Source organism: Leucobacter ruminantium (genome assembly GCF_017565705.1).
GTDB classification, from domain to species: domain Bacteria; phylum Actinomycetota; class Actinomycetes; order Actinomycetales; family Microbacteriaceae; genus Leucobacter; species Leucobacter ruminantium.
Genome location: NZ_JAGDYL010000013.1, coordinates 30,316 through 44,619, shown reverse-complemented (window position 1 = coordinate 44,619; position 14,304 = coordinate 30,316). Strand labels below are relative to the sequence as shown.

Genomic DNA, 14,304 nt, shown 5'->3' with positions numbered 1-14,304 from the left:
GCTTCGCCCACCAGCTCGGCGGACGGCTCCCTCAGCGGCGCGTCTCGTTGAGCCGGCTCAGCTCCTCGAAGCGCGCGAGCCGCTCCGCGTAGGCGCGCGTGAGCTCGGGGTCCGGCGTATAGCTCGCGCGGATCTCGCCGCCGAGGCCGCGCACCGTGTCGAGGGTGATCTCGCCGATCGCGAGCCCCGCGAGCACCGCAGCGCCCTGAGCGGCGCCGTGCCCGCTCGCGGGCCGGTCGACGGGCACGCCGAGCACGTCGGCCTTGATCTGCAGCCACGCGGCGGACGACGAGCCGCCTCCGGTCGAGACGACGCGGTCGACGGGATAGCCGGCCTCCGAGATCGTGGCGATGTCGCGGGCGAGCGCGAGCACGTTGCCCTCCATCGCCGCGAGCATGAGGTCGATGCCGTCTGCCGCAAGGTCGATGCCGTCGATGACGCCGCGCGCACGCTGGTTCCAGCTCGGGGTGCGCTCGCCCGCGAGGCTCGGCACCATGGTCAGACGCCCCGGGCGCGGACGGGCGAGCAGCTCGGAGTCGTCGCGCAGATCCCTCTGCCCGTCGAGTCCGTTCACCCAGTCGATCGTGGCGCCGGCCGTGACCTGCGCCGTGAAGAGCAGGTCGACGCCTGGCACGCAGTGCCGGGAGTGCAGGAAGCCGGGGACGCGGGTGCCGCGGGGCACCGGCAGGATGGTGACGCTCGAGAAGCCCGTCATGTCGACGAGCGGATCGCCCGGCTCGAGGATGCCGGCCTCGAGCGCAGAGCCGATCGAATCGATACCGCCCGCGACGATGCGCGCGCCCGCGGTGATCCCGGTCGCCGCCGCGGCCTCGGGGCTCACCGCGCCGACGATCTCGGTCGAGGGCACCACCCGGGGAAGGTAGCGGAGCGAGGGCTCGGCCTCGACGAGGGCGGCAGCGAAGGCGTTCGCCTCGTCGTCGAAGCCCTGCATGAGCGCTGCGGTGGTGTCGTCGAGCACGCTCTCACCGCCGAGGCGTCGCACGATGAAGCCGTTGGCCGAGAGCACGTGCTCGGCGCGGGCGAGCGCCTCGGGGCGGTGCTCGGCGAGCCACGGCAGCTTCGCGGTGCCGAAGAAGGGATCCGCGCCGTTGCGCGACTCCGGCACGATCTCGGCGATGCGCCGCGCCTCGTCCGACGCGCGGCGGTCGAGCCAGGTGAGCGCCATGGCGGTGGGATCGCCCGCGGCGTCGACGGGCACGAGCGTGGGGGCCTGCGAGGTGACGGCGACGGCCGCCACCTCGCGGCCGTCGACCACGCGCCGGGTGACGGCGCACACGGCCTCCCACCAGGCATTCGCGTCCTGCTCGGCCGCGGCGCCGTCCGTCGCCGTGGGGTAGCGCTGGGCGGCGTCCGCCACGAGCACGCCCGCGCGGTCGGTGGCGACCACCTTGACCGAGCTCGTGCCGACGTCGATGCCGAGGAGTAGCTTGCTCATTTCACCGTTCCGGGAGGGGTGCGACTGTGGGTGCCGGTCAGCGGCGAGCGCTCGGCTCGAGCTCGACGAGCGGGTGCAGCAGCGGCTCACCGGCGAGGAAGCGCCGGATCTCCTCTGCCACCCCGTCGGCCGCGCGGCTCGCGGTCTGGCGGCTCGCGCCCGCGATGTGCGGGGTGAGCACGATGTCGTGCCCGGTCGCGGCGAGCGCGAAGATCCGGCTGCCGAAGTCTACCGGCTCCTCGGGGAACACGTCGAAGGCCGCGCCCGCGAGCCGGCCGCTCTCGATCGCGTCGGCCACCGCGTCGTAGTCGACGAGGCCGCCGCGGGCGGCGTTCACGAGGCGGGAGCCCGGCTGCATCAGGGCGAGCCGTTCGGCGTTCACGAGGTGGTGGGTCTCGTCGGTGAGTCGGGCGTGCACCGATACGAGGTCGGAGGCCCGGAAGACCTCCTCGACGGTGTCGACGCGGCGCACGACGCCGTCGAGCACGCCCTCGGGGAGATAGGGATCGAAGACGACGACCTCGGCGCCCATCGCGGCGAAGACGCGCGCGACGTGCGCACCCACCGCTCCGGCTCCGAGCAGGCCGATCGTGGCACCCGCGACCTCGCCGCCGACCTCCTCGTAGCGGTAGAACTCGCCGCGCCACTCGTGGGCGAGCAGCGTGTTGTGCGAGAGCGGGATGCGTCGCATCAGCGCGAGCGCGAGGCCGATCGTCATCTCGGCGGTGGAGACGCCGTTGCGGCCGGGCACGTTGGCGACCATCACGCCGTGGGCGCGGGCGGCTTCGAGGTTGACGTTGGTGGGGCCGCCGCGGGAGACGGCGATCATGCGGAGGTCGGGGCTCTCGGCGATGACGCGCTCGGTGAGAGGGGCGAGCTGGGTCGCGATTGCCGCGGATCCCTGCAGCGCCTCGATGAGCTCGTCCTCGGTGCCCGAGGCCTCGTGCACCTCGGCGACGCTTCCGAAGGGCGCGTCGGGCCAGGCGAACTCGATCTCCCTGATCTCCGCCCGGCTGTCCTCGAGCGCCCGCTCGAGCGATTCGCGGAGGTGGGAGGAGCGGATGAAGAGGTCGCCCGCTGCGAGGATGCGTGTCATCGGTGTCTGCCTCGAATCTGTGGTTGGTCTGGGGCCGGCGGTGCCAGCGGTTGGTGGAGCGGACGGAGACGGGGGCGCTGGTCGAGCGAGGAGCTCGCGAGTAGCGATTCCGCCGGTTGAGCGAGGAGCTTGCGACGAGTCGAAACCGGTACCCGGGTTTCGACTCCGACGCGGTGGCGTCGGCGCGGATCGCGAGAAATCGCAGGCGCGATTTCTTCTCTGCGATCCGCGCACTCGCTCAACCGGCGGTCCGCCCGCAGAGCGCGCTACTTCGCGAAGTGCTCGTCGAAGTAGTCCTGCGCGTTGCTCTTGTCGATCACCTCGATCGGCATGTACTGATCCTTCTCGACGTCCTCGCCCTTCAGCAGGCCGGCGGTAATGTCGATCAGGGTGCGGCCGTGCGCCTTGCCGCCGCCGAGGCTGACGGAGGCCTTCTGCGGGTCGCCGTTGATGATGTTCTGGATCTCGATCTCGGTGGCGTCGATGCCGAACAGGCCGAAGGAGTCGTAGTCGGTGATGCCGCTGGCCTTCACGCCCTCGTTGCCGCCCTGGGCCCCGCCGCCGCCGATGGTGGCGATCATCTTCATGTCGGGGTTGGCCTGCAGGAAGTTCTCGGCGTTCTTCACGCCGTCCTCTGCGGTGAGCGCCGACTTGGTGGCGACGAGCTTCGCGTTGGGCGCGAGCTCGGCGACGGCGTCCTTGATGCCGTTCGCGCGATCGATGATCTCGGGGAACTCGGGGAGGTCCATGAGACCCCACTCGACGACGGCCTCGTCGCCGTAGTTCTCGTTGATCCAGTTGGCGGCCGCCTCGCCGTTGGCGTAGCCGGTCTTGTAGGCGTCGACGAGGTACTGCGCGTCGTAGTTCTCGAGCACCTGGGTGTAGCCGACGACCTTGATCCCCGCGTCCTGCGCCTTCTTGGTGACGTCGGCGAGGGCCTTCGACTCGACCGCGCAGATAATGATCGCGTCGACGTCCTGCTGGATGAAGTTCTCGATCTGGGTGACCTGCTCCGAGGCCTTGCCCTTGGCGTCGACGTAGTTGACGGCGATGCCCTCCTCGGCGCCGTAGCTCTGGGCCTCCTGCACCAGCTCGGACCACACCGGGTTCGAGAGGTCGGAGAAGGTGACTCCGACGGTGAACTCGGCGTCGGGCACGTCCGCGCCGCCGCCCGAGCTGCACGCCGCGAGTCCGAGCGCGAGCGCTCCTGCGGCGATCAGTGCGCTGATCTTCTTCATGGGTGTTTCCTTTCGGGATCTTCGATGATCTTGAGTGGTGGTCTGTGGGTCCGGGCCGGTGGGGCTCAGCCGAGCGGGACGGTCGAGGTCTTGGGGCCCTCCTCGGCGGCCGGCTTCCTGCCGAGCGATACTCCGCCGATCTGCTTGCGGCGCCCGCCCGAGCTCTTCGACATGGCGTCGTAGATCACGGCGGCGAGCAGGATCACGCCCTTGATGACGAGCTGCACGTACTCGCTGACGTTCAGCAGCACGAGGCCGTTGTCGAGCACGCCGACGATGAGCACGCCGATGAAGGCGCCGAAGAGGCTGCCACGGCCGCCCATGACGCTGACGCCGCCGAGCACGCAGGCGGTCAGCACGCTGAACTCGAAGCCGGCGCCCGTCGCGGACTGCGCCGAGTTGAGGCGCGAGAGCAGCAGCACGGCGCCGATCGCGGTGAACAGGCCGCAGACCGCGTAGACGAACAGCAGGGTGCGGCGGGTGTTCACGCCCGAGAGGCGCGCCGCCTCGACGTTGTTGCCGATGGCGTAGAAGTAGCGGCCGGTCGAGGTCTTGTTGGCGATGAAGTAGCCCACGGCCCAGACGAGGGCGAGCACGAGCACCGAGATGGGGATGATGCCGAGGGATCCCTGTCCGAGCACGGAGAACTCGCGGGGGAAGCCCGAGATGGGCAGGCCCTTGGAGAGCAGGTAGCTGACGCCGTTGAGGATTGTCATCATCGACAGCGTCACGATGAGGGGCGCGACCCCGGTGACCGTGATGATGATGCCGTTGATGAGCCCGATGCCGACGCCGAGGACGAGCACGACGAGGATCGCGAGCGGCCAGGGCACGTCGAACTGCGACATGAGCATGCCGCAGACCACGACGTAGAGCGAGACCTGGTAGCCGACCGACAGGTCGATGCCGCCGGTGAGCAGCACGAAGGCGAAGCCGACGGCGACGATGCCCAGGGTGGTGACCTGGCGCAGGATGTTGAACAGGTTGTTCGCGTCGAGGAAGTTCGGCGACATGATGCTGAACGCGGCGATCAGGAGCACGAGGACCAGGACGATCCCGAGCCCGTGCAATCGCGTCATGAAGTTCGAGGTCATACGAGTTCTCCTTCTGAAGCCAGCGTCAGGATGGCTTCCTGTGTGATGTCTTCCTTCTCGAGAGTTCCGCGCTGAACCCCCTCCTGCAGCACGACCACCCGGTCGGCCATGCCGATGAGCTCCTCCATGTCGGAGGAGATCATGAGGATCGTCTTGCCCTCCTCGGCGAGCCGGTTCATGATCGTGTAGATCTCGTGTCGGGCGCCGATGTCGATGCCGCGGGTCGGCTCGTCGAAGATGAGCACCTCGGGCGCGGTTGCGAGCCACTTCGCGAGCACGACCTTCTGCTGGTTGCCGCCGCTCAGGTTGCCGACGATCTCCTTGCCGCTCGGCGCCTTCACACGGAGCTCGCTCATGTAGCGGTCCGAGAGCTCTGCTTCGGCGTTCTTCGACACGACCGAGCCGCGTGTGAGCTGCTTCAGCGTCGGCAGCGAGATGTTCTGCTCGATCGAGAACTCGAGCACGAGCCCGTGGCGCTTGCGGTCCTCGGGGACGAGGGCGATGCCGTTGCGGATCGCCTCGATCGGCGACTTCGAGAGCACCGAGGTGCCGTGCAGCCTGACCGCGCCCGACTCCGGCTTCTTCGCTCCGAAGATGAGTTCCATGAGCTCGGTGCGGCCCGCGCCGATGAGGCCCGCGAAGCCGAGGATCTCGCCGCTGTGCGCGATGAAGCTGATGTCGCGCACGCCGTTGCCCGTCAGGCCCTCGACGGTGAGCGAGGGATCGCCGATCTGATGCTCGCGGGCGGGGTAGCCCTCGCTGAGCTCGCGACCCACCATGAGCGAGATGAGCTCCCGCTTGGAGGTCTCGGCGGTCTCGACCGTGCCGACGTAGCTGCCGTCGCGCAGCACGCTCACCCGGTCGGAGAGGCGGAAGATCTCCTCCATGCGGTGGGAGATGTAGACGATCGTCATGCCCTCGCGCTTGAGCGTGTCGACGATCGCGAACATGGCCTCGACCTCGGAGGCCGTGAGCGGGGCCGACGGCTCGTCCATGATGAGCAGCTTCGCGTCTTTCGAGAGCGCCTTCGCGATCTCGACGATCTGCTGGTAGCCCGTCGTCAGCGTCTCGACGAGCGCGTTGGGCGAGATCTTGACGCCGAGGCGGGTGAAGAGCGCCTTCGACTTCTCGGCCATGGTCTTGCGGTCGAGAACGGGGCCCTTCTTGATGAACTCGCCGAGGAACACGTTCTCGGCCGCACTGAGGTTCGGGAAGAGCGTGAACTCCTGGTAGATCACGGCGATGCCGAGCTCGCGTGCGAGCTGCGGGGTGAGCCGGTCGTAGCTCTCGCCGCCGACGGTGATCGTGCCGCTGGTCGGAGCGATCGCTCCGGCGAGGGTCTTGATCAGCGTCGACTTGCCGGCGCCGTTCTCGCCCACGATCGCGTGGACCTCGCCGGGGCGCAGGTCGAGGCTGACGCCGTCGAGGGCTCGGACGCCGGGGTACTCCTTCACGAGGGAGTCGACCTGCAGGGCAAGGCCGGGGGGTGTGGGCTCGCCTGCTGGCGTGCTCGGTGATGTCATCGCCGGGGGCTCCTCACTGCGTCGTGACGTGTGTGCGTTCACTCATCATGTTCTTTGTTGTGAGCTTTTGTCAAATATTGTTAGATATCGAATGCGTAACGGGCTCGGAATCCTCCCGAAACCGGCCGCCCCGCTGAGGAACGTGCCCGCGGGAACGCGCGCACGCCGGAGCAGCCCTCCCCTCACGGGACCGCTGCGCGGCTCCGTCGCCGCTAGAGGATCTCGGGCACGAGCTCCCGGTAGGGGGCGAGCTCGCGCGCCCCGGCGGGCAGCTCGGTCGCCAGCGTGTCGATCTCCTCGAAGGCGACCGCCGCCGCCGTGGCGGTGTTGCCGAGCTTCTCGGCGTGGACGCCGATGATCACGCGGTCGGACGCCCGCGCGAACGAGCGTTTGATCTCGGCCTCCTCGAGCGTGTTCTCGTGACAGCCCCGAGCGTCGAGCGACGCGGCCGACGAGAAGAAGGCCGCGAGGTGCACGCTCGCCAGGAAGCCTGTCGCCACGGGGCCGATGAGGGAGTCGCTGCGGCGGTCGGCCGCTCCTCCCGTCAGGATCGCGGTGAGCCCCGGCCGCTTCTGCAGCGCCTGGAAGGTGAGCATCCCGTTCGTCACGACGCAGAGGTCGCCGCCCCCGACGATGCGCTGGGCGAGCTGGTGCATGGTCGTCGACGAGTCGAAACCGATCATGCCCCGATCAGGGACGAGCGGCAGCAGCTTCTCGGCGATCCGGGCCTTCTCCTCGGCGTAGGAGCGCTCGCGGCCCTGGAAGCTCACGGGCCCCGTGTAGAGCGCGCCGCCGCGCACCCGTCGGATGCCGCCGCCGCTCTCGAGACGGTCGAGGTCGCGACGCACGGTCATCTCGCTGACGCCCAGCTCCGCCGCCGCCTCGGCGAGCGAGATGCGCTGCGTCTCGCGCAGCCGTTGCAGGAGCCACGCGCATCGTTGTTCTGCGGCGAAGGAAGTCATGTCAGCACTAGCGTAGCGCCGCGGCACGGCGCCTCGGTTTCGGCTCGCTTCGCTCGCTCGCCCAGCGGTGCTACCCCTACCGCCCGCGGTCGAGCTCGGTGACCGCCGCGACCTCGCGGTATCTCGCGTAGCGCGCGGCGGTAGCCCGGCCGCTCCGAGGCTCGACGAGGCGGTGCACGGGAGGGCGCCACGCCTCCCCGAGCTCCGCCACGGGCCGCCCCAGCCGCACGGCCGCGGCCTGCACGGCGGCGCCTCTCGCGACGGGCTCGGCGACGTCGACCGTCGCGACCGGTCGTCCGAGCGCGTCGGCGAGCAGCTGCGTCGTCGCCTCCGATCGGGCACCTCCCCCGATCGCGAAGGCGGTGCCGTCGGTGCGGCAGCCGAGGCCGGCGATGCCCTCGGCACCGGCGACCAGGCCGAAGACGACCCCCTCGACCGCAGCGCGGGCGAGCTGCTCGCGGGTGACGCCCGTCGTGATGTCGGCGAGCAACCCGGAGGCCCCCGGCCTGTCGGGCGTGCGCTCCCCGTCGAGGAAGGCGGCGAGCACGGGGCCGTCGTCGCCCGCGGCGAGCGCGAGCCGCGAGAGCTCGTCGTGGTCGACGGCGAGCAGGCGCGCGAAGGCGTCGGTCACCTTGGCCCCGTTGAGCGTGCAGACGAGCGGGAGGAAGCCGCCCGTCAGGTCGCCGGTGCCGCTCACGGTGCCGCTCGGGTCGCGCACGGGCTCCGATGCCGTCGTGACGACGACGCCGGATGTGCCGAAGGAGAATACGAGGTCGCCCTCGCAGATGCCGAGGCCGAGCGCCGACGCGTGCTGATCGCCGCCGCCCGCGCTCACGACGGCTCCGGGTTCGATGCCGAGCGCGGCTGCGGCCTCGGGGGCGAGGGATCCGGCGACGCCGTCGGGCGGCAGCACCTCGGGCAGCATGCTCGCCCAGTCCCTGTCCGGGTCGATGCGGCGCAGGTGCTCGAGGCGGTAGACGTTCGCGGCCGGGTCGAAGTAGCCGGTGCCCGATGCGTCGGAGCGGTCGGTCGCGAAGCGTCCGGTGAGCCGGTATCCCAGGTAGTCGTGGGGCAGCAGGATGGTGCGCAGTGCCGCGAAATGCTCGGGCTCGTGGGCGCGCAGCCACGCGACCTTCGCGATCGTGAAGGCTGCGGTTGGGAGGGATCCGGTGGTCTCGACGAAGCGCTCGGCGCCGACGGCGGCGACCAGTTCGGCGAGCTCCGGCGCAGCGGTCGTGTCGTTCCAGAGCTTGGCCGGGCGGATCACCCCGCCGTCGGCGTCGAGCGGGACGAGGCCGTGGCACTGGCCCGCGATGCCGATCGCCTCGACGCGCACGGCGCCGGCGGCCTCGCGCGCGATCCCGAACGCGCGCACGAGCGCCTGCCACCAGGCCTCCGGGTCCTGCTCGCTCCGGGGCGGCTCGGTCGGCGGGTGCGGCGCGCTGCCCGTGGCGACGAGGCGACCTGTCGAGAGCTCGCGCAGTTCGACCTTGCACGACTGCGTGGACGAGTCGACGCCCGCCACGACGGGAATGGGCCCGGATGCTGCTGGATCTGCGCTCATGTTCGCCTTCGTCACCTGCTGAGCATACTGCGGCGCAGGATCTCGTCGGGGCGCGTGTCGATACGGGCCGCGTGCTCCTCGGAGAGGGTGGTCGGTGCGCCGATCGCGAGCGCGCCCGCCAGCACCTCGGCGCACTTCACGGCCATGTCGGTGATCGCGAGCGCCTCCTCCGCGCTGCCCGCGAGCGCGAACAGCCCGTGGTTGCGCAGGTAGATCACGCGCGGCCGCTCGCCGTGCAGCCCGATGTGCTCCTCCAGGGCCGATGACACGGCGCGGGCGAGCGGCAGACCGGGGTCGATGTAGGGCACGAGCAGCGGATGCCGCCCCATCACGACGATCTGGTCGGGGAAGAGGGATCCCTCGACCAGCATCTCGGCCCGGTCCGAGCAGAGCAGCGCCAGGAGAGGGATCGGGTGCGTGTGAACGACGGCGTCGACGCCGTCGAGGCGCTGGCAGACGGCGTGCAGCACCGACTCGACCGACGGACGGCCCTCGCCCCACGTCTTCGCCCGGTCGAAGAGCTCGCGCACCGCGTCGTCGCCGTCCGCCTCTCCGTCGATGGCGTCCCAGTACATCGGCAGGTCGACCTCGACGAAGGTGCCGGTCGTCGCGGCGCTCATCGAGGAGCCCGTCGCCTTCACCAGCATGCGGTGCTCATCGGTGCGGAGCGAGGTGTTGCCCTCGCCGAGGATGGCGTAGGAGCGGGCGGGGTCGCCCGCCCTTCTGGTCAACTCGACGATCTCGTCGATGCGTGAGAGTGCGGTGTCGCTCATGCGGGTTTCTCCTCGCCGTCGGCGGTCGTTCGATTCGGTGGCGCGTAGCCGTGCGTCTCGTCGGCGGCGAGCGCGGCGAAGACGTCGGCGGGGTGGTCGACGGCGCCGTCGGCGGCGGCCTGGATGGCGATGTTGCCGATCGCGGAGGCCTCGGCGGGGCCGGCCAGCACGGGCTTGCCCGTCAGCTCGGCCGTGAGACGGCACAGTCGCTCGTTCCGGGAGCCGCCGCCCACGATGCGTACGCGGTCGAGGCTGCGGCCGAGCAGCCGCTCGACGGTTCGCACGCCCGCCGCGTAGGCCGCGGCGAGGCTGTCGATGATCGCGTGGACCACGCTCTCGCGGCTCGCGTCGAGCGGGCGGCCCGCGCGCTCGCAGGCCTCGCGCACTCGGCGCTCCATCGCGCCGGCCCCGAAGAGCTCGGGTGCGCCGGTGTCGAAGGTGCGCGCGTCGAAGGGCCGATCCCTCACCGCTTCGAGCAGCGGAGCGAGCTCCTGCTGCGCACCCCACTCCCGGAGGCACTCCTGCAGCATCCACAGCCCCGTGATGTTGCGCGCGAGCAGGATGCCGTGCGCCCCGGCCTCGTTCGAGAAGCCGGCCTCGCGGGCCTCGTTGGAGGTGTCGGGCCGGCTCACCGCGGCCCCCACGATCGACCAGGTGCCGCTCGAGATGAGCGCTTCGCCGCTCGCCCGCTGCTCGTCGGCGAATGCGAAGGCGTCGGCCGTGTCGTGACCTGCGACGCGGAACACGGGCACCTCGCCCCGCGCGCCGATCGCCGCGGCGAGCTCGGGGCGCAGAGTGCCCGCGACCGAGCCGACGGGTTCGACCGGCGGCATCTCGAGTTCCGTGAGACCGAGGTCCTCCAGCAGCCGACCGGAGAACTCGCCCGTGCGCGCGTCGAGCAGCTGGCTCGTCGAGGCGATGGTCGGGTCGGTGGCGACGGAGCCGCTGAGCCAGTGCAGCCAGAGGTCGGGCACGAACAGCAGCTGCTCGCCCGCGAATCTCCGTGAGCGGGCCAGCTCGGCGAGCCTGAGCCCGGAGTTGATGGCCTGGTCGGGGATGCCGGTGATCTCGTAGACCTCGGCGGCGCCGAGGCCCCGGGTCGAGACGGTGGGCGAGGGATCGGGAGCGCCGCGGTAGCTGAGCGACGGCAGCTCGATCTCACCCGCGCGGGTGCGCAGCGCCCAGTCGACACCCCAGGAGTCGACGCCGATGCCCGAGAAGCGGTACCCGTGCTCCGTGCAGCGCCCGGCCGCGAGCCGCAGGCCGGCGACCGTCTCGTCGAAGAGCCGCTCGAGGTCCCACACCTCGCCCGCCTCGGTCTCGCTGACGCCGTTGCGGAAGCGGTGCAGCTCGTCGAAGCGCCAGGTGCCGCCGCTCGCGACGCCGAGCACCACTCGGCCGCTCGACGCACCGAGATCCACGGCGGCGTAGGCGCGGGGCCCTGGGCCGGGCGGCTGTGCGAGGTTCATGCGTCACATCCTCGTGATCGTCGGAGCGCCTGACGGCGGCGGTTCAATGTTATATCGCGTGAATTCTCACAACAAACACCGCATTTCCCGCGCGGCCTCTAAGCTCGAACCATGGCGGTCAACGGCAGCATCGACGGCGAGCGGCGGCGCAAGGAGCTCGCCGAGCTCATTCGGAGCTCGGGCGAGATCTCGATCGAGCGGGCGAGGGATCTCTTCGAGGTCTCCGCCATGACCATCCGGCGCGACCTGGAAGTGCTCGAGCACGAGGGCGCCGTGCGCCGCGTGCGCGGCGGCGCCGTCGTCGCCCCGACGCCTCGCAGTTACGACGATCGCCTCGCCGTGCGGGCCACGGCGAAGCGGACCATCGCGAAGAAGGCGCTCGAGCTAGTGCCCCCGCGCGGCACGATCTCCCTCGATGCCTCGACGACCGTGAACGCGCTGGCCGAGATCATCGGCGAACGCGCGGGGCTCGTGGTGTGCACGAACTCGATCCAGACCTTCGAACTGCTCGGCAGGTGCAGAGGCGTCGAGGCCCACCTCACGGGCGGAACCCGCGAGCCCGAGACGGGCAGTCTCGTCGGCCCGATCGCCAACGCGAGCGCGCGGCTGCTCCACGCGCGCGTGTTCTTCGCCTCGGCCGACGCGTTCGACACGGCGACGGGCACTTCAGAGGCCTCGCTCGCCGAGGCCGAGGTGAAGCGGCGCCTCGCCGCATCCGCCGACCGCACCGTGCTGTGCCTCGACTCCTCGAAGCTCGGCAAGCGCTCCACGGCGATGGCGCTGGAGACGGGCGACGTCTCCGCGCTCATCACGGAACTCTCCCCCGATGACGCGCGGCTCGATCCCTATCGGGACCGCCTCGACGTCATCTGACGTCGAGGCTCCGCGCGAGCGACCCTTGTCCTAGATGTTGTTTCATGTTACATTCACACGAAGTAACACAGGCGATTCCGGAGGCAGCCATGACCCACCCCACCGTCCAGTCGCTCATCGAGCGCTCCAACCGGCTCGGCGCCGATAAGAAGAACACCAACTTCGCCGGCGGCAACACCTCGGCGAAGGGCACGGCGCAGGACCCCGTCACTGGCGAGGATGTCGAGCTCATGTGGGTGAAGGGGTCGGGCGGCGACCTCGGCACCCTCACCGAGGCCGGCCTGTCGACGCTGCGCATCGACCGCCTCCGCTCGCTCGTGAACGTCTACCCCGGCGTCGACCGCGAGGACGAGATGGTCGCGGCCCTCGACTACTGCCTCCACGGCAAGGGCGGTGCGGCCCCCTCGATCGACACCGCGATGCACGGGCTCGTCGACGCCGCGCACGTCGACCACCTGCACCCAGACTCGGGCATCGCGATCGCGACCGCCGCCGACGGCGAGGAGCTCACCGCGAAGATCTTCGGCGACCGCGTCGTCTGGGTGCCCTGGCGCCGCCCCGGCTTCCAGCTCGGCCTCGACATCGCCGCGATCAAGGCCGAGAACCCGCAGGCGATCGGCTGCATCCTCGGCGGCCACGGCATCACAGCATGGGGCGACACCAGCGAGGAGAGCGAGCGCAACTCGCTGTGGATCATCGACACCGCGGCCGCATACATCGCCGAGCACGGCGCGGCCGAGCCGTTCGGCGCCGTCGTCGCCGGCTACGAACCCCTGCCCGACACCGAGCGCCGCGCCCGCGCCGCGGCGCTCGCGCCCACGATCCGCGGCCTCGCCTCCCACGACAAGCCCATGGTCGGCCACTTCACCGACGCCCCCGAGGTGCTCGACTTCCTGTCGCGCGAGAAGCTCGGATCCCTCGCGGCCCTCGGCACCAGCTGCCCCGACCACTTCCTCCGCACCAAGGTCAAGCCGATGGTGCTCGACCTGCCCGCCACGGCAACGGTCGAGGAGCAGATCGCGCGCCTGGGCGAGCTGCACGAGGCCTACCGCGCCGACTACCGCGCTTACTACGAGGCCCACGCCGACGAGTCGAGCCCCGCGATGCGCGGCGCAGACCCGCTCATCGTGCTCGTGCCCGGTGTCGGCATGTTCAGCTACGGCGCGAACAAGCAGACCGCGCGCGTCGCCGGCGAGTTCTACATCAACGCGATCAACGTGATGCGGGGCGCCGAGGCGCTCTCGAGCTACGCCCCCATCAGCGACGCCGAGAAGTTCCGCATCGAGTACTGGGCGCTCGAGGAGGCGAAGCTGCTGCGCTCTCCGAAGCCGAAGTCGCACCAGGGACGCATCGCCTTCGTGACGGGCGCCGCCTCTGGCATCGGCAAGGCCATCGCCACCCGCCTCGCAGCGGAGGGCGCCTGCGTGGTGGTCGCCGATCTCGATCTCGAGAAGGCGCAGGCCGCGGCTGCCGAACTGGGCAGCACCGACGTCGCGGTCGGCGTCGCGGCGAACGTCGCGGACGCGGCCGCCGTGCAGGCCGCGATCGACGAGGCCGTGCTCGCATTCGGCGGCGTCGACCTCGTGGTCAACAACGCCGGCCTCTCGCTCTCGAAGTCGCTGCTCGAGACCACCGAGGCAGACTGGAACCTGCAGCACGACGTCATGGCGAAGGGATCCTTCCTCGTCTCGCAGGCGGCCGCCCGCGCCATGATCACCCAGGGCATGGGCGGCGACATCGTCTACATCTCCTCGAAGAACAGCGTCTTCGCCGGCCCCAACAACATCGCCTACTCGGCGACGAAGGCCGACCAGGCCCACCAGGTGCGCCTGCTCGCCGTCGAACTCGGCGAGCACGGCATCCGTGTGAACGGCATCAACCCCGACGGCGTGGTCCGCGGCTCGGGCATCTTCGCCTCGGGCTGGGGCGCCAACCGCGCCGCGACCTACGGCGTCGCCGAGGAGGATCTGGGCCAGTTCTACGCGAACCGCACGATCCTCAAGCGCGAGGTCGTGCCCGAGAACGTGGCCGACGCGGTCTACGTGCTCACCGGCGCAGAGCTCTCACGCACCACCGGCCTGCACATCCCCGTCGACTCCGGTGTCGCAGCGGCATTCCTCCGCTGAGCACGTGCCGCGCGGAGGGGCCGGTCGCGGCCGGCCCCGCCCCGCGCCCCGAGGGCCGCACTCACCGGCCCCCGCCGGTGCCCCTGGGCCGGGGGGTGGGGGGGGGGGGGGGCGGCCCCCCCCGCGCGGC

Annotated in this window: 11 protein-coding genes; 2 read left to right on the top strand and 9 right to left on the bottom strand. The window is 70.8% G+C overall.

Annotation, left to right across the window (positions count from 1 at the left end; translation table 11 throughout):
- Positions 1-31: 31 nt before the first annotated feature.
- The 9 genes from J4H91_RS08685 to J4H91_RS08645 all read right to left on the bottom strand — a co-directional run bounded on the left by J4H91_RS08685 (position 32) and on the right by J4H91_RS08645 (position 11,175).
- On the bottom strand, positions 32-1,456 hold the full coding sequence (locus J4H91_RS08685) for a xylulokinase (protein WP_208045871.1): 1,425 nt from the start codon (positions 1,454-1,456) through the stop codon (positions 32-34).
- Between the two features lie 37 nt (positions 1,457-1,493).
- Positions 1,494-2,552 (bottom strand): NAD(P)-dependent oxidoreductase, encoded by a 1,059-nt coding sequence (locus J4H91_RS08680; protein WP_208045870.1) that lies wholly within the window; start codon positions 2,550-2,552, stop codon positions 1,494-1,496.
- Between the two features lie 266 nt (positions 2,553-2,818).
- On the bottom strand, positions 2,819-3,790 hold the full coding sequence (locus tag J4H91_RS08675) for a sugar ABC transporter substrate-binding protein (RefSeq protein ID WP_208045869.1): 972 nt from the start codon (positions 3,788-3,790) through the stop codon (positions 2,819-2,821).
- Between the two features lie 65 nt (positions 3,791-3,855).
- Entirely contained in the window at positions 3,856-4,884 is a 1,029-nt protein-coding gene (locus J4H91_RS08670; RefSeq protein WP_208045868.1) for an ABC transporter permease, read from the bottom strand.
- Positions 4,881-6,407 carry a sugar ABC transporter ATP-binding protein gene (locus J4H91_RS08665; protein WP_208045867.1) on the bottom strand — a complete coding sequence of 509 codons (1,527 nt, stop codon included), beginning with the start codon at positions 6,405-6,407 and terminating at the stop codon, positions 4,881-4,883. Before J4H91_RS08665 ends, J4H91_RS08670 begins: the two co-directional genes overlap by 4 nt.
- A gap of 212 nt (positions 6,408-6,619) precedes the next feature.
- Positions 6,620-7,369 (bottom strand): DeoR/GlpR family DNA-binding transcription regulator, encoded by a 750-nt coding sequence (locus J4H91_RS08660; protein ID WP_208045866.1) that lies wholly within the window; start codon positions 7,367-7,369, stop codon positions 6,620-6,622.
- 76 nt (positions 7,370-7,445) lie between these two features.
- Positions 7,446-8,933, bottom strand: coding sequence for a xylulokinase (gene xylB / locus J4H91_RS08655; RefSeq protein ID WP_243752818.1), 1,488 nt, complete (start codon positions 8,931-8,933; stop codon positions 7,446-7,448).
- A gap of 11 nt (positions 8,934-8,944) precedes the next feature.
- A complete protein-coding gene (locus tag J4H91_RS08650) occupies positions 8,945-9,706 on the bottom strand; it encodes a class II aldolase/adducin family protein (RefSeq protein ID WP_208045865.1) in 762 nt (253 codons plus the stop codon).
- Complete coding sequence (locus J4H91_RS08645) at positions 9,703-11,175, bottom strand: rhamnulokinase (RefSeq protein ID WP_208045864.1); 1,473 nt, start codon at positions 11,173-11,175, stop codon at positions 9,703-9,705. The genes J4H91_RS08650 and J4H91_RS08645 overlap by 4 nt, the downstream gene beginning before the upstream one ends.
- Positions 11,176-11,286: 111 nt before the next feature.
- Here J4H91_RS08645 and J4H91_RS08640 point away from each other — a divergent pair, with 111 nt between their 5' ends.
- Both J4H91_RS08640 and J4H91_RS08635 read left to right on the top strand, forming a co-directional pair.
- Positions 11,287-12,048 (top strand): DeoR/GlpR family DNA-binding transcription regulator, encoded by a 762-nt coding sequence (locus tag J4H91_RS08640; protein WP_208045863.1) that lies wholly within the window; start codon positions 11,287-11,289, stop codon positions 12,046-12,048.
- A gap of 89 nt (positions 12,049-12,137) precedes the next feature.
- Positions 12,138-14,174 carry a bifunctional aldolase/short-chain dehydrogenase gene (locus J4H91_RS08635; RefSeq protein WP_208045862.1) on the top strand — a complete coding sequence of 679 codons (2,037 nt, stop codon included), beginning with the start codon at positions 12,138-12,140 and terminating at the stop codon, positions 14,172-14,174.
- Positions 14,175-14,304: the final 130 nt, after the last annotated feature.

Coding starts and splice junctions, on each gene's coding strand:
- J4H91_RS08685 (WP_208045871.1), bottom strand. CDS start 1,456: ATGAGCAAGCTACTCCTCGGCATCGACGTCGGCACGAGCTCGGTCAAG.
- J4H91_RS08680 (WP_208045870.1), bottom strand. CDS start 2,552: ATGACACGCATCCTCGCAGCGGGCGACCTCTTCATCCGCTCCTCCCAC.
- J4H91_RS08675 (WP_208045869.1), bottom strand. CDS start 3,790: ATGAAGAAGATCAGCGCACTGATCGCCGCAGGAGCGCTCGCGCTCGGA.
- J4H91_RS08670 (WP_208045868.1), bottom strand. CDS start 4,884: ATGACCTCGAACTTCATGACGCGATTGCACGGGCTCGGGATCGTCCTG.
- J4H91_RS08665 (WP_208045867.1), bottom strand. CDS start 6,407: ATGACATCACCGAGCACGCCAGCAGGCGAGCCCACACCCCCCGGCCTT.
- J4H91_RS08660 (WP_208045866.1), bottom strand. CDS start 7,369: ATGACTTCCTTCGCCGCAGAACAACGATGCGCGTGGCTCCTGCAACGG.
- xylB (WP_243752818.1), bottom strand. CDS start 8,933: ATGAGCGCAGATCCAGCAGCATCCGGGCCCATTCCCGTCGTGGCGGGC.
- J4H91_RS08650 (WP_208045865.1), bottom strand. CDS start 9,706: ATGAGCGACACCGCACTCTCACGCATCGACGAGATCGTCGAGTTGACC.
- J4H91_RS08645 (WP_208045864.1), bottom strand. CDS start 11,175: ATGAACCTCGCACAGCCGCCCGGCCCAGGGCCCCGCGCCTACGCCGCC.
- J4H91_RS08640 (WP_208045863.1), top strand. CDS start 11,287: ATGGCGGTCAACGGCAGCATCGACGGCGAGCGGCGGCGCAAGGAGCTC.
- J4H91_RS08635 (WP_208045862.1), top strand. CDS start 12,138: ATGACCCACCCCACCGTCCAGTCGCTCATCGAGCGCTCCAACCGGCTC.